Genomic DNA, 21,445 nt, shown 5'->3' on the forward strand with positions numbered 1-21,445 from the left:
CCCTGATGCTGGGCGCCCAAATCGGCGAGCGCGTGGCCGACATGCCCGCGCCCCGCCTGCAAGGTGCCGTGGGCAACAACGTCAACCCCGCTGACGTTACAGGCAGCGATGTACTGGTGACGTTCACTTACCTCGATACCCAGCCCGGCGACAAGCTCCATTGGTCTTGCATCGGCTCGGGCCTGGGCGGCTCCGCCAACGGTACCCTGGACATCAATGGCGCCACCGCAGGCCGGGAACTGCCCTATCCGGTCACCCGCGACATTCTCGACAAAAACAACAACGGCAGTTTACGCATCAGCTACAGCCTGGAACGCCAAGGCCCGCCCCGGGTGGAACTGCGTTCGGAAGCCCTGAACCTGACGGTTGGCGTCGGCGTTCAGTTGGAGCGGCCGGTGGTCGGAGGTGCCTCGTTATTCCCTGACCAGCTCAACCCGCTGGCCGTGGTAGACGGTACCTATGTGTTGGTGAAGTTCCGGCCGATGCTGGCAACCGATCAGATTCGTGTGGACTGGATCAGCGCCGACGGCACTGGCAGCGTGGCCGTGAGTGCACAAGGCAACCCCAGCACCCACGAAGTAGAGGTGCCCATACCGTCCGAGGTCATCGCCAAAGGCATCCGCGAGGGCGGCAATCGCATCAGCGTGCAGTACCACTTCACGCGCGGCAGCTTCCCCTATGAGTCCGATGTGCTGGACCTGGAACTGCTGCCCCTGACCGGGCTGCCCACGCCGACCATCGACGGGGTGGGCGACAAGGTGCTGTTGGTGCTGGCAGAACTCAACGATGCCGCCCGTACGCGTATTCCGGTGTGGAGTTTCATCGCCCCCAACCAACTGATGTGGATGACCTACACAGGGACTTTCGCCAACGGCAGCATTTATAAAGAGCACACCTACACCGCCAACCTGGTGACCCCGAACGGCGTCACCCATGGCATTTTCCCTCCGACCCCGGTGGACAAACTGCGCCTGCTCAAGGATGGCTCACGGCTGACCATCGAGTTCTGGGTCACCTTGTCCGAAAGCTACGACATAAACTCGGCCGTGCTGTTCGGTGTGCGCGAACACACGGTGCAGGCGCTGCCTTCCACCTTGCCCGCCCCGGCATTTGACAACCGGCCGGGCGCGACCCTGACCATCTACCCGCTGGACTATGAAAACACCGCGTCGGTCACGGTGAAATACGACGGCATGAACGGCGAACACGTAATCCAGTTGAAATGGTTGTTCCCCGATGGCTCCGAAGCCGATATTCCGGCTAAGAATGGTCTGGCCGGCGGTCGTGTGGACTTTGCCATCAGCCAGCAGATCCTCGCCGCCAGCGTGGGTAAAACCATCGAGTTGATGTATATCGCCATGATCAATGGCAGCCCGGTGGACTCCTTCGAACAACGGCTGACGGTGCAAACGATCCGCGAATCGGACCTGCCACGGGTATTGATCAACGCTAAGGCCAATGGCGACACGCTGGACCTCAACACCTTTACTGGCAACGCCACCGCGGCCCTGGCCAAGTGGCGGTTGAGTATCACGGGGCAACGGGTATGGATCACCTGCAGCGCTCCGGGCGTCACGCCTCTGGAAGTTTTAAGCGCGTATGACATTAACTCACTCGAAGCCAACAATGGCCTGGCGAATAAGACGGTGCTGCGCACCTGGTTGGCGGCGTTGCCGAATAATCAGGAGATCACGGTTAGTTGTGCGGTGACGTTTGATGGAAGTACAGATAGATCAACGGCCGTGGACTTGCCGTCGACGACCTATCGCGTCTTGACAGCCATTGGGGAGTTGCGATTGCCCAACTTGGTCCAAGCCAGTGGTATCGGTGCCTCCCAGACGCTGGCGCCCTTAAGTGCCTTGAATGGCGGCACGGTGGAAGTGAGCTACGACGGCATGCTGACCACCGACATCATCAAAGTCACCATGGTGGGTAATGGCGCTGCCGGTTCTCCCAACATCCCGGAGAAAAATGGCAGTGTATCGGGCACCGTTCCATTCCCCATCCCAGCGCATGCTATTGGGGTCAATATCGGTCGTACCAACCAGACTTTCACCCTCCAGTACAAGGTCACCCGGAACGGCTCGCCCAAAAATTCCGGCGTAGTAACGGTGACAGTGACGCCGATCCCCGTGGGGAACATGCCAAGGCCGTTGATCAACAACACCCCTGCCGGAGCGACGCTGGACCTGAACACCTTTGTCGGTAATGCAATGGCTACGCTGGCGAAATGGCCGTTCAGTGCCGCTGGTCAACGGGTGTGGTTGATTTGCAGCAGTGCGAATGTGGGAGACCTGTATGTGCTCAATGGTGAGCCCATCAGTCAGTCAGAAGCGACAAACGGGCTGGCGAATAAACCGGTGTTACGCACTTGGTTGGAATCTGTGCCCAACGGCCAGCAGATAGAGCTCAAGGCCCAGGTGACGCTCGACGGTAGTCAGACTCCGGGCAGAGAGACTCCTTTTCAGAGCACGACTTACAAAGTCTCGCAGGCTTTCCAGATCGATCGTAGCGATATGGATTTGAAAGGGTTTGCGATTATTGCATTCAACTGGCCGAGGAATGGGCAGGATTACCCTGGAAATGCAGCAACTCGCGTACCCACGGGAGGTCAACCGCCCTATACCTATGTATCACGCAACTCAGCCATCGCCCAGGTGACCTCGACGGGTAAAGTGACAGGCTATAGCAATGGCGTCACGACCATTGATGTACGAGACAATGCAGGGCACTGGTTGTCTTACAATGTGTACGTTTCGAACGTGTGGGCAGTGCGCGAATACCCCCATGCGATAAGCAGCGCTGACGCCTATAACTGGCGCCGATCATTACCCGGCGCCATTGGTCTGGATTGGCCCAACGGTCTTGAACATATGCAAAAAGTCTACGGTCCATCCTCGCAGTTCCCAGTGCCTTATGATGCCTTTTACTGGGTGTGTATCGACAACGGTGTGTATTGCTTCACGTTAGTCGATGCTGCTTGGGACACGCGACTGCCAACACAGATCAGGTGTTTAGGCGTCAACTATCGAGCACCGGCCTGGTGCTTACAGCCGACTTGATTATCCATTCACCGCCGATTAACACGTAACGGAGTTTGAAAGATAAACCCGTTACGTGTTTTTACTTAGTTTCAAATCCCCCAACACTTCCCACTCTTCGCCAACCGCCCCCGCATCGCATCCACATTCGCCGCTAGTTGCAGCGTTAACAACCGATACCCATCCAGCGCGCTGTACACCGGCGCATCCAGCGTGGGCTCGCGGCCCGTGCCGGTACTTGGGCGCTCCAGTCGTTCGGTCATGCCGGATTTCAACGCCCGCGCCATCCCCACCAATTGCACACGGATCTGCCGATGCTCGGCCTTCAAGACGGCCTGCATACGGGCCATCGCTTGTTCGTCGCGAGGGTCGGGACGGGTGTTGCCGAGAATCTCCAGGGTGCTGATGCACAGCCGTAGATGACGCTGGATGGCGTCCAGCTCGGTCATGGAAATGCGCACTTCCTTGGATACCGACGGCATCAGCGAGCGCAGTTGCACCATTGCCGCATTCAAACGGTTGAGCAGTTTGACGTGTTCATCATCGGTGACCGACTTTCCACTGATGATCCGGCTGTAGATCTGTGCGCAGTCACGCAGGGCGCTGGCCAGGTTATAGCGCCACGAATACACGGCATACAGCGGCAGGGCGAAGGAGAACGCCAGGGCCAGGACGATACCGATGAGAATATCCACGGTACGCCATAAACCATCCGACAACGGGTTGTCACCGTGGCCGGCGACGATAAACACGGTGATCGCCGACAGCAGCGCGATATAACCGCCCTTGCCGATGGCGTGATAGGAGAAGAACCCGCACACCACCGACATTAGCAGGTAGGTCAGCAGCGGTAGGCCGAAGTAGGCCTGTTGCACCACCAGCAGCAGACCGACACTGGCACCGATTAAGGTGCCGTAGGCGCGTTCCACGGCTTTTTTGCCGATATTGCCGTGGTGCTGCAGCCCGCCGATCACGATCAACATGGTTACCGACGCCCATTCGCCGTGGGGCAGGTTGATGCCGGTGGTCAGCAGGATCGTGGCCAGCAAGCCGATGGACACGCGCACGGCGTGGATCAGCTTGGCATGCCGGTAGCGGCGGTAGGGGTCGAGCAAGGGGCGCAACAGGCGCCGGGCAAACATCGGCAGATTCATTGATAACAAAGGACCCTCAACTCTCCAGCTATAAACAATCCAAATGTGGGAGGGGGCTTGCCCCCGATAACTGTGGATCAGTAAAGAATCGGTTAGCTGACACACCACTATCGAAGCCAAGCCCTCTCCCACATTGTTTGACCGAGGTGAACTTAGAAGATGTAGTCAGTGGTCAGGAAACTTGAATCACGGTTGCGCAGGATCTCGCTGACCAGTGCCTTGTTGCTCTCTTGGAACTTGGTCGCCACCAGGGTGCGGATCGAAAACACGCGCAACGCGTCATGTACCGACAGCGTGCCTTCAGCCGAGTTCTTGCGCCCGTTGAAGGGGAAGGTGTCCGGCCCGCGCTGGCATTGGGCGTTGATATTGATGCGCCCGACCTGGTTGGCAAAGGTATCCACCAGGCGCCCGATGGCTTCGGGGTTGGTGCCGAACAGGCTGAGCTGTTGGCCGAAGTCCGAATCCAGAACGTAATCGATCACGGTATCCAGGTCGCGGTAGGGCACGATCGGCACCACCGGGCCGAATTGTTCTTCGTGGTAGACGCGCATTTGCGGATTCACTGGGTACAGCACCGCCGGGTAGAAGAACGAACCGCGACTGACCCCGCCATTGGCATTCACCACCTGGGCCCCGTGCTGCGTCGCGTCGGCCACCAAGCCGTTGAGGTAATCGACCTTGCCCACTTCCGGCAACGGCGTCAGCGAAACGCCGTCCTCCCAAGGCATCCCGGGCTTGAGCGTCGCCAGGCGTGCGTTGAATTTTTCGATAAAAGCCTCGACCACCTCTTCATGCACGAAGAGGATTTTCAACGCGGTGCAGCGTTGGCCGTTGAACGATAGCGAGCCCGTCACCGCTTCGCTGACGGCATTGTCCAGGTCCACCTCGGGCAGCACGATGCCGGGGTTTTTCGCGTCCAGGCCCAGAGCGGCCCGCAAGCGGTGCGGCTTGGGGTGCAGTTTCTTCAAGTCGCTGGCGGCTTTGTTGGTGCCGATGAACGCAAAGATATCGATCTTGCCGCTGGCCATCAGCGCGCTAACGGTCTCGCGGCCGCTGCCATAGATCACGTTGATCACCCCGGCCGGGAAGCTGTCGCGGAACGCTTCCAACAGTGGGCGGATCAGCAGCACGCCGAGCTTGGCCGGCTTGAACACCACGGTGTTACCCATGATCAGTGCCGGGATCAGGGTGGTGAAGGTTTCGTTGAGCGGGTAGTTGTAGGGGCCCATGCACAGCGCCACGCCCAGCGGCACGCGGCGGATCTGCCCGAGGGTGTCCTGTTCCAGCTCGAAGCGGCTGGAGCGGCGATCCAGCTCTTTGAGGGCGTTGATGGTGTCGGTGATGTAGTCGCAGGTGCGGTCGAATTCTTTCTGGGAATCCTTGAGGTTCTTGCCGATCTCCCACATCAGCAGCTTGACCACCCCATCGCGCTGCTCGCGCATGCGCCGCAAAAACGCTTCGACGTGGCGGATGCGGTCAACTACGCGCATCGTCGGCCATTCGCCCTGGCCACGATCGTAGGCACGCACGGCGGCGTCGAGGGCGGTGAGGGCGGTGTCGGCGTCCAGCAGCGGCGTGCTGCCGATCACCACCCGTTGGTCACCCAGTTGCACCGGGCTGTGCACTTGGGCCAGCGGGCCATTCCACACCCGCAACTGGCCGTTCACCAGGTAGTCACGCTGTTCGATGGGCGCTGCCAGGCGGTATTGCTCTGGGATCTCGGCGGTGGAAGTAGGAAACAGCTGAGCGAGCAAGGGCTGAGTGGTCATGGAGCTATCCCTGTAATAGTTACAAAACTTGACTGGTACTTGACTAGAGAGTCACCCAACCAAGGGCTCTATGGCAAGGCTTGCGCGCTTTGCAGTACGCAGAGCGACTGGCGCCGGGTAAACTGCGCGCCTTTCTTGAAGGAGTTCATATGAGTCAGTACCAGCCGGGCATTCTTGCTGCACCGGTGCCGTTGCAGGCACGCCATCTGTTTTTCGCCGTGGATTCCCTGGCCGCCGTTCCCGTTGCGTTGGACGCATTGGTGCGGATGGCGGATGCGGCGGCGGTGGTCGGGTTGGGTGAGCCGCTGGTCACTGCACTGGGCGCAACCATTGACGGCTTGCGGCCGTTTCCGGCGATCAGCGCGCCGGGGGCGCATAACCCGTCGACCCAACAGGCGCTGTGGGTGTGGCTGCACGGTGCGGATCGCGGCGAACTGCTGCTGCGCAGTCGCGCGTTCGAGAAGGCCCTGGCCCCGGGCTTTCGTCTGGTGCAGTCGATTGAAGGCTTCCGCTACAAGACCGGCTTCGACCTCACCGACTACGAAGACGGCACCGAAAACCCTCACGACGATGCTGCCGTGGACGCCGCCTTGACTGACGGCGGTGCCAGCTTCGCCGCCCTTCAGCAATGGCAGCACGACCTCGATGGTTTCGCCGCGTTGCCAGCCCAGGAACGCGACCACATCATCGGCCGCCGCCACGGCGATAACGAAGAACTGGACGACGCCCCAGAGTCGGCCCACACCAAACGTACCGCCCAGGAGAGCTTCACCCCCGAGGCCTTCGTGGTGCGCCGCTCCATGCCGTGGGCCGAAAACGGTCAGGCCGGCCTGATGTTCCTCGCCTTCGGCCATTCCTTCGATGCCTTCGAGGCGCAGCTGCGCCGTATGAGCGGCCTGGAAGACGGGATTGTCGACGGCCTGTACCGCATCAGTACGCCGTTGACCGGCGGCTACTACTGGTGCCCGCCGGTCCTGGATGGGCACCTGGATCTTAGTGCGCTGGCCAGTTGATAGTGGCGCGCGTGACTAGCCGATCAGCTCAACCTTGCCGCTGTCGAGGCGGTACACACCGCCGACAATCTGCAAGGTGCCTTTGGTCAGGGCGTCGGCCAACAGGCTGGATTCAGTCTTGAGCCGTGCGACGGTATCAATGACGTTCTGTGCGATGGCGTTATCCAACACGTTGCCCGGCGCTTTCAGCACCTTGGTCACGGACGGTTTGATCGCGTCGGCCAGGCCCTGAATCTTGCCGGGGAATTGAGCGTTGTCTTTGACCGCCTTGACCCCGGCCGCCACAGCCCCGCAACTGTCGTGCCCCAGCACCATGATCAGTGGCGTGCCCAGCACCGCCACGGCGTATTCGAGGCTGGCCAGTCCGTCATCGGTGACGAAGTTGCCGGCCACACGCACGGCGAACAGGTCGCCTCGACCGGTATCGAAGGCATATTCGGGCGCGATCCGCGAGTCGGCGCAACTGAGTACCGCGACGAAGGGGTTTTGCCCGCCGACCAAGGCCTCACGTTCGTGCATGAAATCATGGCGTCGTTTGACGCCGGCGGCATAGCGCTGATTGCCCTCCATCAAACGTTCCAGCGCCTGTTGTGGGTCGAGCTTGTTGGCCGCTTTCGGCACCGGGGCGGCCTGAACCATGCCGCTGGGTAAAGCGCCGGCCAGCATCAACGCGCTGGCGCCGAGTGTGGTCAGACGCAGAAAGTCACGGCGGCCGTTGTTCGACGGCGTATCAGTGGGGCGATGGGCGTTGCACATGGAGGGGCTCTCGATAGGGGTTAGCGAAAGCGCCAAGGGTGCAAAGAATGCTGAGCGAAGAATGTAGGAGGTTTCTGCATGTGCAGCGGACGCTGAACCCGAATAGGTCGAAAGCTCGTCGATCGTCCGCTGAAAAGAACAACGCCAGCCCTAAACCTGAGAGCCTTCGCCGCCTGCGTGAATCGTTTGTGACTCAGACGCTTTTGAGGTGGTCGAGCCAGGCAGGGTCCAGGCGGGTCTGGTCGGTGTCCAGCCCCAGCGCCTGCATCTTGCTGACGTGGGCCTGCATCTCACCGACCAACTGCGCCTGGGCGCTGGAGTTGGCGTCCAATTCGTGCATCTGAGTCAGCCCCAGGTGATAAAAACGCAGCAGCTTCATGGCTGTCGGATCATTGGCCTGCACTCCCTCGGTGACCTTGTGCATCACGTTAGTCACGCTCATCAGGCTACGCTTGAGCTGCCAGCCATACACCGCCGGTGCCAGCCACGCCTGGCCCCAAAAGGGGCCGCGCACCAGCGCCAGGGTGATCAGTACGCCGGCGAACACACCACCGACGTTGAAGCGGAAATTATCCCCGCCGGGCTCGCCGAACAGCGTCACCGCCAGGCTCGACAGCACCATGGCTAGGGCCAAGAACAGCACCGCCACGGTCAAAGTGCTGCGGCGGGTCTGTTGGCGGTAGAGGGCGGGGTCACAGGGTTTGAGCTCGAACATCCGGGTCAGGTCTCTAGAGGATGGCGGGGTGGCATCATCGCACGTCGGGGCAAACAAGTTGAACGTTGGTGCGCGGGGCTTTCTCTAAATCGGTGCAGGCCACCCATTATGACGAGGTGAACCATCATGCCCGAATACAAACAGCCACCGCCCGGCACGCCAGACCCCAACCGTACCCCCGGTGAGGAGGAGCGCGACAACGACGCTCTGCGCCCCAATGATCCCGCGCATCGTCAGGACATTGACGATACGGAGCAAGCCGAGCAAGACCTGGAAACCCTTCACGATAAAGCCCGTCCGCTCTAGAGGAGATAGCCATGACCGCTCCAGACAAAGGCCCGCGCTCCAGCGAGCACGCCAGTGGCAAGGATGAGCTGGGTTTCGACCCGGACTCGCCGGATGTCGCCGACCCGCAGGTCGACCCGATCGGCCCGGCCATCGCGCCGCTGGACAAGGATAAAAAAGATCACCCGGAAAAAAAGCCGCCTTACGATCCGTTGGGCGACTTGAAGAAGTGATGCAGGCCCCGCTCGATTGAGCGGGGCTTTTTGGTTTAGGGGATGGGGGTTATTTAGGTGGCATCCAGGTCACATTGGTGATGCCGTATTTCTCCGCCCAGGGGCGGGTGGTTTTTTTGACTTGCTCATGGCCCACGCGGCCAATGCGACTCACATGGGCAACGTCGGCGTCGACCGCCGCCCAATGCCAGGCCTCGGCGTTATTCATCACTTCGGCGCGTACTACAAAGGACTTCGGTTGACCGTGCAGCTGATAATTAATGGTGTAGATTTTTGCGGTACTCATGGTGCCTCCCTGACTTGTTATAAATGGATAGGAAGGCGTTTAAAAAGGTTCATTCAAAATGACAATCTGCACGCGGGCGCGGCATAGTGACGCCTTCGACCGTGCTCAAGGACCGTGCCATGCCCCGTCTCACCCATTGCCAGCGCTACCTGCAACGCCTGGGCTACGACACTCCGCCACCGCCCACCCTGCAAACTCTGCAAGACCTGCAATTGCGCCATGTTTGCACCTTTGCCTTTGAGAGCCTGTCGACCCTGCTGCACCAGCCGGTACCGATCGATCTGCCGAGCGTCGAGCACAAAGTATTGTTCGAGGGGCGCGGCGGCTACTGCTACGAGTTGAACCAGATGTTTCTGATGCTATTGCAGGAATTAGGCTTCGACGCGCGCGGCATCACCGGCCGGGTTGTCATGGGCGGCCCGCCGGATGCGCGTACGGCGCGTACCCATCGTCTGAGCCTGGTGAACCTGGACGGAGTGCGCTACATCGCCGACGTGGGCTTTGGTGGCATGGTGCCGAGCAGCCCGTTGCAACTCGATACCCAGGCGGCGCAGGCCACGGCCCATGAGCCTTACCGCCTGACATTCGATGCGCAGGAGAGCAGCTATACGCTGTGGGCCGAAGTGGCCGGGGAATGGCGCGGCTTATACGTGTTCGACCTGCAAGTGCAGGCCGACATCGATTACGAAATCGGCAACTGGTACGTCTCGACCCACCCTGGCTCGCCCTTTCTGGGGCAGCTCAAAGTCGCGCGGCTGGCCGTGGGGGAGCGGCACACGTTGAACAACGCGCATTACGCAATTCACTATCTGGACAGGCCCAGCGCCAAGCGTACGTTGCAACACAGCGATGAACTGCTGGCATTGCTACGCGACACGTTCGGCATTCAGGTGCCTAAGCACCCACGTTTGAGCGACGCATTGGATGACTTGATCCGCGCAGGCCGCCAAGAGCCTTGATCTAGAGCGTTCGCTGAACCGTTTTACCTCCAAAATCAGGTGAATTTTTTCGAACCTTTTGCGCGCGCGGAGGTTCGAAGCGGTTCCTGAATAATTTGTCCACCTGACAAGGAGATGTAAAACGATGTCCAAACTATTCGGATCATTCCTCAAAAACGCCTCGCTGCTTGCGCTGGCCACCGCGCCGGCGATGGTGTTCGCAGCGCCGTCCACCGACCCGATTTCCATCTTCGGTCTGCAGGGCAGCTACAACGATTTCAAACTCGAAGGCGGCAGCCAGAGCGACAAGGACCACATGCCCGAAGCGGGCCTGTTCTACAACTTCGGCAACAAGCTTACCGCTGAGTCCGGTTTTATCTACCAAGCCGGCCTCGAAGCCAAATATGGCGAGAAGAGCGACAACAAACTCAAGGAAGGCCAGGCCGATCTGGACCTGGGCTGGCGTGCCGCGCTGGATGCGCGCAACTTTGTCGACGTGATCGTGGGCGGTGGTTACAGCTGGACCCGCTACGAGCCAGAGTCCAACGGCAATGACCTTGAGCTGACCACCAAGTCGCCATTCGCCAAAGCGGCACTGGGTTACAACCACCAGTTCGATGACATGACCCTGCGAGTTGAAGCCGGCGCTCGTCACACCCTCGACGGCCGCGTCAAAGTCAAGGTTGACGGCTTGGGCAGCGACTCCGTCGACCTCAAGGACCGCACCAACCCGTACGCGGAAGTCAGCCTGCTGATGAACCAGAAAGGCAACCTGCCTGTGATGGCGGGCCTGTACTACACCCGCACCGAATACAAACTGGATGAAGACTCCCCCGTGGCCGACAACACCAAACTCAAGCGTGACGAGTATGGGTTCAAGGTCGGTATCGCGTTCTAACCCGTTTGTAGTGAGCTGGCTGATTGGATAAGAGGGGCTTTTGTGGCGACTGAGCTTTTGTGGTGTATCGGCTTTTATGCTGAACAGGCTTTTGAGGTGAGCGGGCTTGCCCCGCGCCGGGCTGCGCAGTAGCCCCACCAAAGGCATTGCTAAACCCGGCTTGGCACTGCGCTGCAAACCTCCAACCCAATCCCCACAATGCAAAAACGGCGCCCGAAGGCGCCGTTTTTGTTTACTCACGTCCCGCTAAGCGATCAAACACCCAGCACCGCGTGCTGCACCAGGGTGAGCAACGGCTGTGGGTAAACGCCGAGGAAGAAGGCGAGCAGGGCGATGGCCAGCAGCATCACGCCGCCGGCTTTCTGTTCCCAATGCAGCTCGGCATCCACACGACGCAGGTTCGGCTCGATCAGGTACAGGGTGACCATCACGCGCAGGTAGTAGAACACGCCGATGGCGCTGCCCAGAATCAGCGAGGCAACCAGCCACCACTCATGGGCTTCGACACCGGTAGCGATGATGTAGAACTTGCCGATAAAGCCTGCGGTCAGCGGGATACCGGCCAGGGACAGCATCATCACGGTCAGTACAGCGGTCAGGTACGGACGGCGCCAGAACAGGCCACGGTATTCGTACAGAGCGTCAGCGTCACGGCCCTTGTAAGGGGAGGACATCAGAGTAATCACGCCGAATGCGCCAAGGCTGGTGATCACGTAGGTGACCAGATACACACCGATGGCTTCCACGGCCAGGCCTTTGCTCGCCACCAGGGCGATCAGCAGGTAGCCGAAGTGGGCGATAGACGAGTAACCCAGCAGACGCTTGAGGTTGTTTTGAGTCAGCGCCAGCAGGTTACCGAACAGGATCGACGCAATGGCGATCACGGTCAGTACGTTGCTCAGCACGCCGGTGTTGGCAGCGGGGGAGATCTGGAACAGACGCACCATCACCGCAAACACTGCCACTTTCGACGCGGTCGCCAGGAACGCAGCCACCGGCGCCGGGGCGCCTTCGTACACGTCCGGGGTCCACAGGTGGAACGGCACCAGCGACAGTTTGAAGGCCAGGCCGATCAGCATCATCGCCAGGCCCAGTTGGGCGATCGGTGCAGGCATGTTGGTGGCGGCCAAGGCATGACCGATACCGGTGAAGCTCAGGCTGCCGGCTTCGGCGTAGAGCAAGGCCATACCGAACAACAGGAACGCGGAACCGGCGGCCGACAGCACCATGTACTTGATGCCGGCTTCCAAAGAGCGCTTGTTGAAGAAGGCATAGGCCACCAGGCCGTACGTCGGGATCGACAGCAGTTCCAAACCGATGAACAGGCCTGCCAGGTGCTGGGCGCTGACCAGCACGATACCGCCGGCCGCAGCCAGCAGGATCAGCAGGTACAGCTCTTCGCGGTTGCCCGGGTAGCCGGTGCCGCCTTCGCCGAGGTAGGCGTGGGCGAGGGTGACGCACGCCAGGGTGGCCACCAGGATCAACGCGATGTACAGCAGTGCGAAGTCATCGATCATCATCAGCGGGGTGACCGCCAACGGCGCGACCTTGAGGGCCGGAATGATCGACAGCAGGGCCAGGTTCAACCCGGCACAGGACAGCAGGAACGTTTGCGAGTGATTGCGGCGCCAGGCGATCGCCAGCATCACCACCACGATGGTGAGGCTGGTGATCAGCAGCGGCGCAAGCGCGATAAAGTGTTGGATCGTGAATTCCATAGCGCTCTTACCGGGCCGAAGCGAGTTGAGAGAAAGCGGTGCCGAACCACTGCTGCACGCCATGCATCGTTGCGGCAGAAGTGTCCAGGAACGATTGCGGGTACACGCCGATGTAGATCAGCAATACCGCAAGACCGAGCACCATGATCAGTTCGCGCGCATCCATCCCTTTGAGGACAGTGTCGGACTTGGCGGGGCCGAAGTAAGCGCGGTGGATCATGATCAGCGAGTAGACCGAACCGAACACCAGACCGGAGGTGGCGATGGCGCTGATCCACGGCGTTTGTACGAACGCGCCCATCAGGATCAGGAATTCGCCGATGAAGTTGCCGGTGCCCGGCAGGCCCAGGGACGCGGCGGCGAAGAACAGGCTGATCGCCGGCAGGTAGGCAATGCGCGACCACACGCCACCCATCTCGCGCATGTCACGGGTGTGCAGACGCTCGTACAGCTGACCACTGAGGATAAACAGGGCCGCGGCCGAAACGCCGTGAGCCAGCATCTGGATCACTGCACCTTGCAGCGCCAGTTGGCTGCCGGAATAGATGCCGATCAGTACGAAGCCCATATGGGAAACGGACGAGAAAGCAATCAGACGCTTGATGTCGGTTTGCGCGAAGGCCAGGAACGCACCGTAGAAAATCCCGATCAGACCGAGGGTCATGGCGATCGGCGCAAATTCGGCCGAAGCATTCGGGAACAGCGGCAGGGCAAAACGCAGCAGACCATACGCAGCGGTCTTCAACAGGATACCGGCCAGGTCCACGGAACCGGCAGTCGGTGCCTGGGCGTGAGCGTCCGGCAACCAGGAGTGGAACGGCACCACCGGCAGCTTCACCGCGAAGGCGATGAAGAAGCCCAGCATCAGCACGTACTCGGTGGTCAGGGACATCTTGGTCTTCAACAGGTCTGCGTAGTTGAAGGTAATCACGCCGGTGTTGTTGAAGTTGACCAGCACCAGACCCAGGATCGCCACCAACATGATCAAGCCGGAAGCCTGAGTGAAGATGAAGAACTTGGTCGCCGCGTAGATCCGGGTTTTCTTGCCGTCCGAAGAACTGTGACCCCAGAGCGCGATGAGGAAGTACATCGGCACCAGCATCATTTCCCAGAAAAAGAAGAACATGAACAGGTCGAGGGCGAGGAACACGCCGACCACACCGCCCAGGATCCACATCAGGTTCAGGTGGAAGAAGCCCACGTGACGCTGGATTTCTTTCCAGGAGCAGAGTACCGAGAGGATACCCAGCAGGCCGGTCAGCAGGATCATCAACAGCGACAGGCCATCGAGGGCCAGGTGCACGTTGATGCCGAAGCGCTGGATCCACACGTGCTTGAATTCAAGCGCGAAGGTGGGATCGACACCCGGTGCCGGAGCAAATGAATAGTCGCCATGGGCCCACAGCCAGAGGCCGAGCGCGAGTTCCAGGGACATGGTCAGCAACGCAATCCAGCGGGGGAGGGTGGCGCCGAAGCGTTCACCCATCCAGCAGAGCAGGCCGCCGATAAAGGGGATCAGGATTAGCCAGGGCAGAATCATGACGGGCTCGTTTCCTTTCGCAAGTTCGCAAAGTTCATATCAGACCGCTACCACTACGATGGCGCCGATCACCAGCACGGCGCCAGCCGCCATGGAAGCCGCATACCAACGCAATTGGCCGGTCTCGCTGCGGCTCAGGGCGGTGTGACCGCCTTTGGCCGCGCGCGGGATCAAACCAATGGTCTGGTCGAGCGGGTCTTTACGCAGTACATGGCTGATGGCCAGGTACGGCTTGACGAACAGTTTGTCGTAGATCCAGTCGAAGCCCCAGGCAGCGAACCACCAGGCCGACAGGAAACGGCCGATGCCACTGTTGGCCACGGCGGTCACGAAGCGGCGCTTGCCGAGGAACAGCAGGGCTGCCAGCAGGATACCGGCAATGGCAATGGCGCCCGAGGCGATTTCCAGGCTGTGCTTGGCGTCGCCGCCAGCATGACCGACGCTTTCCGGCAGTACGCCGGCCAGTGGCGGGGTGATCATGGCGCCGATAAAGGTCGACAGGATGATCAGCACCGACAGTGGCAGCCAGTGGGAGATGCCATGGCCTGCGTGCGCTTCGGTCTTGGCTTCACCATGGAAGGTGATGAAGATCAGGCGGAAGGTGTACAGCGAGGTCATGAAGGCACCGACCAGGCCTGCGTACAGCAGGTTCTGGTTGCCGCTGGCAAAGGCTTCCCAGAGGATTTCGTCCTTGGAGTAGAAACCGGCGGTCACCAGCGGCAGGGCGGCCAGGGCGGCACCACCGACGATGAAGCTGGCGTAGGCCAGTGGCAGTTTCTTCCACAGGCCGCCCATTTTGAAGATGTTCTGCTCGTGGTGGCACGCCACGATCACCGCACCGGAAGCGAGGAACAGCAGCGCCTTGAAGAAGGCGTGGGTCATCAGGTGGAAGATCGCCGCGTCCCAGGCGCCGACGCCCAGGGCCAGGAACATGTAGCCGATCTGGCTCATGGTCGAGTAGGCGAGGATACGCTTGATGTCGGTCTGCACCAGCGCGGCAAAGCCGGCCAGTACCAGAGTCACGCCGCCGACCAGGCCGACCAGGTGCAGGATCTCCGGCGCCAGGGTGAACAGGCCATGGGTACGGGCGATCAGGTAGACACCCGCGGTCACCATGGTTGCGGCGTGGATCAGAGCCGACACCGGGGTAGGACCGGCCATCGCGTCCGCCAGCCAGGTCTGCAGTGGCAGTTGCGCGGATTTACCCACGGCGCCGCCCAGCAGCATCAGGGTCGCCAGGGTGATCCAGAAGTCACCGACCTGGAATTTCTGTGGCGCCAGCACCAGCAGTTCCTGGATGTTCAGCGTGCCCACCTGTTGGAACAGGATGAACAGGCCGATGGCCATGAACACGTCGCCGATACGGGTGACGATAAACGCTTTGAGTGCGGCGTTACCGTTGTTGCGGTTGCTGTAGTAGAAACCGATCAACAGGTACGAGCACAGGCCCACGCCTTCCCAGCCGAAGTACAGGAACAACAGGTTATCGCCGAGCACCAGGAACAGCATGCTGGCGATAAACAGGTTGGTGTACGAGAAGAAGCGCGAGTAGCCCGCTTCACCGCGCATGTACCAGGACGCGAACAGGTGGATCAGGAAACCCACGCCCACCACCACGCCAAGCATGGTGATCGACAGGCCATCGATGTAGAGGGCGAAGTTGGGCTTGAAGCCCTCCACCGACATCCACTGCCACAGCACCAGGGTGTAGTGACCGCCTTCCGGCGGCGCCACGTTGAATTGCCAGATGACGTAGGCGGCGACGATCGCCGACAGGCCAATGGACCCCACGCCGATCAAAGCCGAAAGGTTTTCCGACCAGCGCCCGCGAGAGAACGACAGCAGCAGGAACCCGATCAGGGGAAACAGGAAAGTCAGAAAGATCATGTTCATCCGCGCATCTCACTGGCAGCGTCGATATCAAGCGTGTGGAAGCGACGATACAGCTGCAGCAGGATCGCCAGGCCGATACTGGCCTCGGCCGCTGCCAGGCTGATCACCAGGATGAACATGACTTGTCCATCCGGCTGGCCCCAACGTGCACCCGCAACGATGAAGGCCAGTGCTGCGGCGTTCATCATGATTTCCAGGCTCATCAACACGAACAGAATGTTACGGCGAACCATCAGGCCGACCAGGCCAAGGCAGAACAGGATGCCGGCGACCGCCAGACCATGCTCCAAGGGGATAGCAGGCATCGTCATTGCTCCTTGGCTTCGTTGCGGCCCAAGTGGAAGGCGGTGACGGCTGCGGCGAGCAGCAGCATCGACGCCAGTTCGACCACCAGCAGGTACGGGCCGAACAGGCTGATGCCCACGGCTTTTGCATCCACAGTGGTGTGGCCGATGGCCTGGCCGCTCTGGTGAGCGAACAGTACATACAGCAGTTCACCCAGCAGCAGGGCCGCGAGGACAACCGGGCCGAGCCAGATGCCGGGCTTGAGCCAGACGCGTTCCTGGGCGACCGAAGCCGGCCCCAGGTTGAGCATCATCACCACAAACACGAACAGCACCATGATGGCGCCGGCGTAGGCGATCACTTCCAGTACACCGGCGAACGGTGCGCCGAGGCTGAAAAAGGTCATGGCCACGGCGATCAGCGAAATGATCAGGTAGAGCAGGGCGTGCACGGGGTTGGTGTTGGTGATCACGCGAAGCGTGGACACAACCGCGATACCCGATGCGAAATAGAAAGCGAATTCCATCTTTCTTCCTTAAGGCAGCAAGCTCTTCACGTTGATCGGCTCGGCTTCGTTTTGTGCGGCGCCTTTTGGCTTACCGGCAACGGCCATACCTGCAACACGATAGAAGTTGTAATCAGGGTTTTTACCGGGACCAGAGATCAACAGATCTTCTTTCTCGTACACCAGGTCCTGACGTTTGAACTCGGCCATCTCGAAATCCGGTGTGAGCTGGATCGCGGTGGTCGGGCAAGCTTCCTCGCACAGGCCGCAGAAGATGCAGCGCGAGAAGTTGATGCGGAAGAAGTCCGGGTACCAGCGACCGTCTTCGGTTTCAGCTTTCTGCAGGGAGATGCAACCCACCGGGCACGCCACGGCGCACAGGTTGCAGGCAACGCAACGCTCTTCGCCATCGGGGTCGCGGGTCAGCACGATGCGGCCGCGATAGCGCGGCGGCAGGTACACCGCTTCTTCCGGGTATTGCAGGGTGTCGCGTTTGCGGAAGCCATGGCCGAAAACCATCACCAGGCTTCGCAACTGGGTACCGGTACCCTTAACGATGTCGCCAATATATTTGAACATGGGTCAAATCCTCACTGAACCGCGCCCGCTGGCGTGTTCAACAACACAACGGCAGCAGTCACCAGCAAATTGATCAGGGTCAGCGGCAGGCAGAAGCGCCAGCTGAAATCCATCACCTGGTCATACCGTGGACGCGGAATGGAAGCGCGCAGCAGGATAAACAGCATGATAAAGAACGCGGTCTTCAGGAAGAACCAGAAGAACGCCAGCTGCGGCAGGATGCCGAATGGTCCGTGCCAGCCGCCGAAGAACAGCGTGACCAACAGGGCCGAGATCAAGATGATGCCGATGTACTCACCGACGAAGAACATGCCCCACTTCATGCCGGCGTATTCAATGTGGTAACCGTCGGCCAGTTCCTGTTCCGCTTCCGGCTGGTCGAACGGGTGACGGTGCGTCACGGCCACGCCAGCGATGAAGAACGTACAGAAGCCGAAGAACTGCGGAATGATGAACCACAGGTTCTGCGCCTGGTACTCGACGATGTCGCGCATGTTGAACGAGCCGACCTGCACCACGATGCCCATCAGCGCCAGGCCCATGAACACTTCGTAGGACACGGTCTGGGCCGAGGCCCGCAAGCTACCCAGCAGGGCGAACTTGTTGTTGCTCGACCAACCTGCGAACAGCACCGCATAGACCGACAGACCGGCCATGGCAAAGAAGAACAGCAAGCCGATGTTCAGGTCCGCCACGCCCCAGGTCGGGGTGATCGGGATGATCGCGAAGGCGATCAGCAAGGCGCTCATGGCCACGACCGGCGCCAGGGTGAAGATCACCTTGTCGGCAAACGGCGGGGTCCAGTCTTCCTTGAAGAACATCTTCAGCATGTCGGCGGCGATCTGGAACATGCCGAATGGGCCAACGCGGTTCGGGCCGTAACGGTCCTGCCACCAGCCCAGCAGGCGACGTTCGACGAAGCTGAGCAGGGCGCCCGCCACGACCACGGCCAACAGGATCACGATGGCCTTGACGACCGAGATGATCACGTCGATCACTTCAGGGGTGAACCAGGTCATTGCGCTGCCTCCTGCAGACCGTCAACGGTTTTGCCGAAGATCGCCGGCGGGATGCCGGCGAGGCCTTTAGGCAGTGCAACCAGGCCGGCACTCAGCTCTTCGTTGATACGCAGCGGCAGACGCAGGGTCTGGCCGGCAACGTTCAAGCTCAGCAGGGCACCGTCGTTGACACCCAGGCGGTCGGCTTCGGACTTGGCCATGGACACGTAGGCGGCGGGGATGCGCTCCTGAACCGGTGCGGCCTTGGAAGAGTTCTCCTCGCTGCCGAACAGGTGGAAGAACGGCACGACCTGCCAGGTGCCCGGGGCCGGGTTGAAAGGACGCGGGACCGCCGCGAACCAGTTCAGCGAATCGCCCTGGGTTTCGATCAGGCGAGTGCCTGGGTCGCCAGCGCGGATGTGGCCACCGACTTCGTCCTGGAACTTGTTCCACGCCTGTGGCGAGTTCCAACCTGGCGACCAGGCGAACGGCACTTGCTGACGCGGTTCGGCCGAACCCGAATAACCTTCCATCGAGAACGCGAACGCGGTGTCGTTATCTTGCGGCGTGCGCGGTTCATGCACGCTGATATCGGCGCGCATGGCGGTACGACCGGAATAACGCAGCGGCTCACGGGCCAGTTTCAGACCCTTGATGCGGAATGCGGCGGACGGCGCGGCGTCGACGATACGTGCCAGTTGCGGCGCGCTCGCGGCAGTGGCGGCGGTGACGTGGTCGAGCTGTGTCCAGTCGATCGGCCGGTTCAGCAGGGTGGAGCGCAGGGCATGCAGCCAGCGCCAGCCTTCATGAACCAGGATGCTGGCGTCCATGTACTTCGGATCGAACACCTGGAAGAAGCGCTGCGCACGGCCTTCCTGACTGACCAGGGTGCCGTCGCCTTCGGCGAAGGTGGCGGCTGGCAGTACCAGGTCGGCACGGTCGCTGGTGGCGGTCTTCTGGTGGTCGGCGACGATCAGCACTTTGGCCGCGTTCAAGGCGGCGTCCACCTTGGCCGCGTCGGTGCGGGTATACAGATCGTTTTCCAGCACCACGATGGCGTCGGCGTTGCCGTCGATCACCGCTTGCAGTGCGGCATCCACGGATTCGCCACCGAGCATGGCCAGGCCGAGGCTGTTGGCTTCCGGTACCACCAGGCTGATGGAGCCGTTCTTGTCGCGCAGCTTCAAGGCCTTGGCGATGTTGGCGGCGGCCTCGATCAGCGCCTTGGAACCCAGCGAGGTGCCGGCGATGATCAGCGGACGTTTGGCGGCCAGCAGCGCGTCGGCGATGCGTTGGGCCAATTCGACGGCTTCGGCGTCCAGGCCGTCGACGGCAGGGGCGCTCGCGTCCAGGGCATGAGCCACGGCGAAACCGAGGCGGGCCAGGTCGTCGGGGGCGGCGTGCACGCATTCTTCGGCGATATCGTCGAGCTTGGTTTCCGCCAGGCTAGCGATAAACAGTGGGTTCAGCGCGTGCTGGCCGATGTTTTTCACGGCGGCGTCCAGCCAAGGCTGTACGCGCATGGCGTCGGCCATCTCTTCAGCCTTGCCTTTGACCGACTGACGCAGCGACAGCGCGATACGCGCGGCGGTCTGGGTCAGGTCTTCGCCGAGCACGAAAATGGCGTCGTGGTCTTCGATGTCGCGCATGTTCGGCACCGGCAGCGGGCTGTCGTTCAGCACCTGCAGGACCAGGCGGATACGCTCCAGCTCACCGGCTTCGATACCGCTGTAGAAGTGCTCGGCGCCGACCAGTTCGCGCAACGCATAGTTGCTTTCGAGGCTGGCGCGTGGCGAGCCGATGCCGACGATCGTGCGGCCGCGCAGCAGGTCGGCGGCTTTATCCAAGGCTTCGTCGGTGCTCAGCTTCGCACCGCCGGCCAACAGTGGCTGGCGTGGGCGGTCTTCGCGGTTGACATAGCCATAGCCGAAACGGCCACGGTCGCACAGGAAGTACTGGTTGACCGAACCGTTGAAGCGGTTTTCGATGCGACGCAGCTCGCCGTAGCGTTCGCCCGGGGAGATGTTGCAACCGCTGGAGCAGCCATGGCAGATGCTCGGGGCGAATTGCATGTCCCACTTACGGTTGTAACGCTCGGAGTGAGTCTTGTCGGTGAACACACCGGTCGGGCAGACCTCGGTGAGGTTGCCGGAGAACTCGCTTTCCAGCACGCCGTCTTCGACGCGACCGAAGTACACGTTGTCGTGGGCGCCGAATACGCCAAGGTCGGTGCCGCCGGCGTAGTCTTTATAGAAGCGCACGCAGCGGTAGCAGGCGATGCAGCGGTTCATCTCGTGGGAGATGAACGGGCCGAGGTCCTGGTTCTGGTGGGTACGCTTGGTGAAGCGATAGCGGCGCTCGTTGTGGCCGGTCATCACCGTCATGTCCTGCAGGTGGCAGTGACCGCCTTCCTCACAGACCGGGCAGTCGTGAGGGTGGTTGGTCATCAGCCACTCGACGACACTGGCGCGGAACGCCTTGGATTCTTCATCGTCGATGGAGATCCAGGTGTTGTCGGTGGCTGGGGTCATGCAGGACATGACGATACGACCACGGGTGTCGTTCTCGTCGGTGTATTGCTTGACCGCACACTGGCGACAGGCACCGACGCTACCGAGCGCGGGGTGCCAGCAGAAATAAGGGATGTCGAGGCCTAGTGACAGACACGCCTGTAACAGGTTGTCCGCCCCATCGACTTCGAGCGCTTTGCCGTCTACGTGGATAGTGGCCATGGTTCAAAGTTCTTCGTTGGCCCGTTGTCAGCGGGCGTGGCTAATGGAATCTTGTTATTCATGTGCATCTACACAGCCTTAAAGGCGTCAGCACATGACAAGGCGAA

19 protein-coding genes are annotated in these 21,445 nt (G+C 60.8%); 6 read left to right on the top strand and 13 right to left on the bottom strand.

Annotated elements, in window-relative coordinates; genetic code table 11:
* Positions 1-3,062, top strand: a 3,062-nt coding sequence (locus QRN41_RS15725) for an immunoglobulin-like domain-containing protein (protein ID WP_502941900.1), incomplete at its 5' end; no start/stop codon positions are given.
* A 71-nt stretch (positions 3,063-3,133) separates the two neighbouring features.
* Here QRN41_RS15725 and QRN41_RS15730 read toward each other — a convergent pair.
* Positions 3,134-4,195 (bottom strand): FUSC family protein, encoded by a 1,062-nt coding sequence (locus QRN41_RS15730; RefSeq protein WP_034136469.1) that lies wholly within the window; start codon positions 4,193-4,195, stop codon positions 3,134-3,136.
* 152 nt (positions 4,196-4,347) lie between these two features.
* Positions 4,348-5,964, bottom strand: a complete 1,617-nt coding sequence (locus tag QRN41_RS15735) for an NADP-dependent glyceraldehyde-3-phosphate dehydrogenase (RefSeq protein ID WP_123480093.1) — start codon at positions 5,962-5,964, stop codon at positions 4,348-4,350.
* Positions 5,965-6,113: 149 nt separating this feature from the next.
* Between QRN41_RS15735 and QRN41_RS15740 the strand changes: the two genes are divergently transcribed.
* Positions 6,114-6,977 carry a Dyp-type peroxidase gene (locus QRN41_RS15740; protein ID WP_167417875.1) on the top strand — a complete coding sequence of 288 codons (864 nt, stop codon included), beginning with the start codon at positions 6,114-6,116 and terminating at the stop codon, positions 6,975-6,977.
* Positions 6,978-6,992: 15 nt separating this feature from the next.
* Here the strand turns inward: QRN41_RS15740 and QRN41_RS15745 are convergent, their stop codons facing one another.
* Together QRN41_RS15745 and QRN41_RS15750 are read right to left on the bottom strand one after the other, a co-directional pair.
* Positions 6,993-7,733: a carbonic anhydrase gene (locus QRN41_RS15745; protein WP_167417874.1), complete on the bottom strand. Its 741-nt coding sequence runs from the start codon at positions 7,731-7,733 to the stop codon at positions 6,993-6,995.
* 193 nt (positions 7,734-7,926) lie between these two features.
* The gene (locus QRN41_RS15750) at positions 7,927-8,448 is read right to left on the bottom strand and encodes a DUF3087 domain-containing protein (protein WP_167417873.1); all 522 of its coding nucleotides are present in this window, start codon (positions 8,446-8,448) and stop codon (positions 7,927-7,929) included.
* A 126-nt stretch (positions 8,449-8,574) separates the two neighbouring features.
* Between QRN41_RS15750 and QRN41_RS15755 the strand changes: the two genes are divergently transcribed.
* The gene (locus tag QRN41_RS15755) at positions 8,575-8,754 is read left to right on the top strand and encodes a hypothetical protein (RefSeq protein ID WP_034136464.1); all 180 of its coding nucleotides are present in this window, start codon (positions 8,575-8,577) and stop codon (positions 8,752-8,754) included.
* Between the two features lie 11 nt (positions 8,755-8,765).
* Positions 8,766-8,966, top strand: coding sequence for a DUF6021 family protein (locus QRN41_RS15760; protein WP_034136463.1), 201 nt, complete (start codon positions 8,766-8,768; stop codon positions 8,964-8,966).
* A gap of 49 nt (positions 8,967-9,015) precedes the next feature.
* Here QRN41_RS15760 and QRN41_RS15765 read toward each other — a convergent pair whose 3' ends face one another.
* Complete coding sequence (locus tag QRN41_RS15765) at positions 9,016-9,252, bottom strand: DUF6555 family protein (protein ID WP_034098712.1); 237 nt, start codon at positions 9,250-9,252, stop codon at positions 9,016-9,018.
* 119 nt (positions 9,253-9,371) lie between these two features.
* Between QRN41_RS15765 and QRN41_RS15770 the strand changes: the two genes are divergently transcribed.
* The gene (locus QRN41_RS15770) at positions 9,372-10,211 is read left to right on the top strand and encodes an arylamine N-acetyltransferase family protein (protein ID WP_167417872.1); all 840 of its coding nucleotides are present in this window, start codon (positions 9,372-9,374) and stop codon (positions 10,209-10,211) included.
* A gap of 124 nt (positions 10,212-10,335) precedes the next feature.
* Positions 10,336-11,088, top strand: coding sequence for an outer membrane beta-barrel protein (locus QRN41_RS15775; protein WP_034136461.1), 753 nt, complete (start codon positions 10,336-10,338; stop codon positions 11,086-11,088).
* Positions 11,089-11,342: 254 nt separating this feature from the next.
* Here QRN41_RS15775 and nuoN read toward each other — a convergent pair whose 3' ends face one another.
* Genes nuoN through nuoG form a run of 8 tightly spaced genes read right to left on the bottom strand, consistent with a single transcriptional unit; the run spans position 11,343 to position 21,338 of the window.
* Positions 11,343-12,806 (bottom strand): NADH-quinone oxidoreductase subunit NuoN, encoded by a 1,464-nt coding sequence (nuoN, locus tag QRN41_RS15780; RefSeq protein ID WP_034098709.1) that lies wholly within the window; start codon positions 12,804-12,806, stop codon positions 11,343-11,345.
* Between the two features lie 7 nt (positions 12,807-12,813).
* A complete protein-coding gene (gene nuoM, locus QRN41_RS15785; protein WP_167417871.1) occupies positions 12,814-14,346 on the bottom strand; it encodes an NADH-quinone oxidoreductase subunit M in 1,533 nt (510 codons plus the stop codon).
* A 39-nt stretch (positions 14,347-14,385) separates the two neighbouring features.
* On the bottom strand, positions 14,386-16,239 hold the full coding sequence (nuoL, locus tag QRN41_RS15790) for an NADH-quinone oxidoreductase subunit L (RefSeq protein WP_034098705.1): 1,854 nt from the start codon (positions 16,237-16,239) through the stop codon (positions 14,386-14,388).
* Positions 16,236-16,544 (bottom strand): NADH-quinone oxidoreductase subunit NuoK, encoded by a 309-nt coding sequence (gene nuoK, locus QRN41_RS15795; protein WP_003174727.1) that lies wholly within the window; start codon positions 16,542-16,544, stop codon positions 16,236-16,238. The genes nuoL and nuoK overlap by 4 nt, the downstream gene beginning before the upstream one ends.
* A 2-nt stretch (positions 16,545-16,546) precedes the next feature.
* Positions 16,547-17,050 (bottom strand): NADH-quinone oxidoreductase subunit J, encoded by a 504-nt coding sequence (gene nuoJ / locus QRN41_RS15800; protein ID WP_016974048.1) that lies wholly within the window; start codon positions 17,048-17,050, stop codon positions 16,547-16,549.
* A gap of 9 nt (positions 17,051-17,059) precedes the next feature.
* Entirely contained in the window at positions 17,060-17,608 is a 549-nt protein-coding gene (gene nuoI / locus QRN41_RS15805; RefSeq protein ID WP_003174725.1) for an NADH-quinone oxidoreductase subunit NuoI, read from the bottom strand.
* 11 nt (positions 17,609-17,619) lie between these two features.
* Complete coding sequence (gene nuoH, locus QRN41_RS15810) at positions 17,620-18,627, bottom strand: NADH-quinone oxidoreductase subunit NuoH (RefSeq protein ID WP_017137518.1); 1,008 nt, start codon at positions 18,625-18,627, stop codon at positions 17,620-17,622.
* Complete coding sequence (nuoG, locus tag QRN41_RS15815; RefSeq protein WP_034098703.1) at positions 18,624-21,338, bottom strand: NADH-quinone oxidoreductase subunit NuoG; 2,715 nt, start codon at positions 21,336-21,338, stop codon at positions 18,624-18,626. Before nuoG ends, nuoH begins: the two co-directional genes overlap by 4 nt.
* Between the last annotated feature and the right edge of the window lie 107 nt (positions 21,339-21,445).

Origin of the sequence: Pseudomonas sp. efr-133-TYG-23 (assembly GCF_030209215.1) — a bacterium.
Taxonomy (GTDB): Bacteria; Pseudomonadota; Gammaproteobacteria; order Pseudomonadales; family Pseudomonadaceae; genus Aquipseudomonas; species Aquipseudomonas rhodesiae.

Excerpts from the sequence above, each read along its gene's own strand:
- QRN41_RS15750 (WP_167417873.1), bottom strand. The coding sequence starts at position 8,448 with ATGTTCGAGCTCAAACCCTGTGACCCCGCCCTCTACCGCCAACAGACC.
- nuoL (WP_034098705.1), bottom strand. The coding sequence starts at position 16,239 with ATGAACATGATCTTTCTGACTTTCCTGTTTCCCCTGATCGGGTTCCTG.
- QRN41_RS15775 (WP_034136461.1), top strand. The coding sequence starts at position 10,336 with ATGTCCAAACTATTCGGATCATTCCTCAAAAACGCCTCGCTGCTTGCG.
- QRN41_RS15760 (WP_034136463.1), top strand. The coding sequence starts at position 8,766 with ATGACCGCTCCAGACAAAGGCCCGCGCTCCAGCGAGCACGCCAGTGGC.
- nuoK (WP_003174727.1), bottom strand. The coding sequence starts at position 16,544 with ATGCCTGCTATCCCCTTGGAGCATGGTCTGGCGGTCGCCGGCATCCTG.
- nuoG (WP_034098703.1), bottom strand. The coding sequence starts at position 21,338 with ATGGCCACTATCCACGTAGACGGCAAAGCGCTCGAAGTCGATGGGGCG.
- QRN41_RS15755 (WP_034136464.1), top strand. The coding sequence starts at position 8,575 with ATGCCCGAATACAAACAGCCACCGCCCGGCACGCCAGACCCCAACCGT.
- nuoJ (WP_016974048.1), bottom strand. The coding sequence starts at position 17,050 with ATGGAATTCGCTTTCTATTTCGCATCGGGTATCGCGGTTGTGTCCACG.
- nuoM (WP_167417871.1), bottom strand. The coding sequence starts at position 14,346 with ATGATTCTGCCCTGGCTAATCCTGATCCCCTTTATCGGCGGCCTGCTC.
- QRN41_RS15735 (WP_123480093.1), bottom strand. The coding sequence starts at position 5,964 with ATGACCACTCAGCCCTTGCTCGCTCAGCTGTTTCCTACTTCCACCGCC.
- nuoN (WP_034098709.1), bottom strand. The coding sequence starts at position 12,806 with ATGGAATTCACGATCCAACACTTTATCGCGCTTGCGCCGCTGCTGATC.
- QRN41_RS15765 (WP_034098712.1), bottom strand. The coding sequence starts at position 9,252 with ATGAGTACCGCAAAAATCTACACCATTAATTATCAGCTGCACGGTCAA.
- QRN41_RS15740 (WP_167417875.1), top strand. The coding sequence starts at position 6,114 with ATGAGTCAGTACCAGCCGGGCATTCTTGCTGCACCGGTGCCGTTGCAG.
- nuoH (WP_017137518.1), bottom strand. The coding sequence starts at position 18,627 with ATGACCTGGTTCACCCCTGAAGTGATCGACGTGATCATCTCGGTCGTC.
- QRN41_RS15730 (WP_034136469.1), bottom strand. The coding sequence starts at position 4,195 with ATGAATCTGCCGATGTTTGCCCGGCGCCTGTTGCGCCCCTTGCTCGAC.
- QRN41_RS15770 (WP_167417872.1), top strand. The coding sequence starts at position 9,372 with ATGCCCCGTCTCACCCATTGCCAGCGCTACCTGCAACGCCTGGGCTAC.
- QRN41_RS15745 (WP_167417874.1), bottom strand. The coding sequence starts at position 7,733 with ATGTGCAACGCCCATCGCCCCACTGATACGCCGTCGAACAACGGCCGC.
- nuoI (WP_003174725.1), bottom strand. The coding sequence starts at position 17,608 with ATGTTCAAATATATTGGCGACATCGTTAAGGGTACCGGTACCCAGTTG.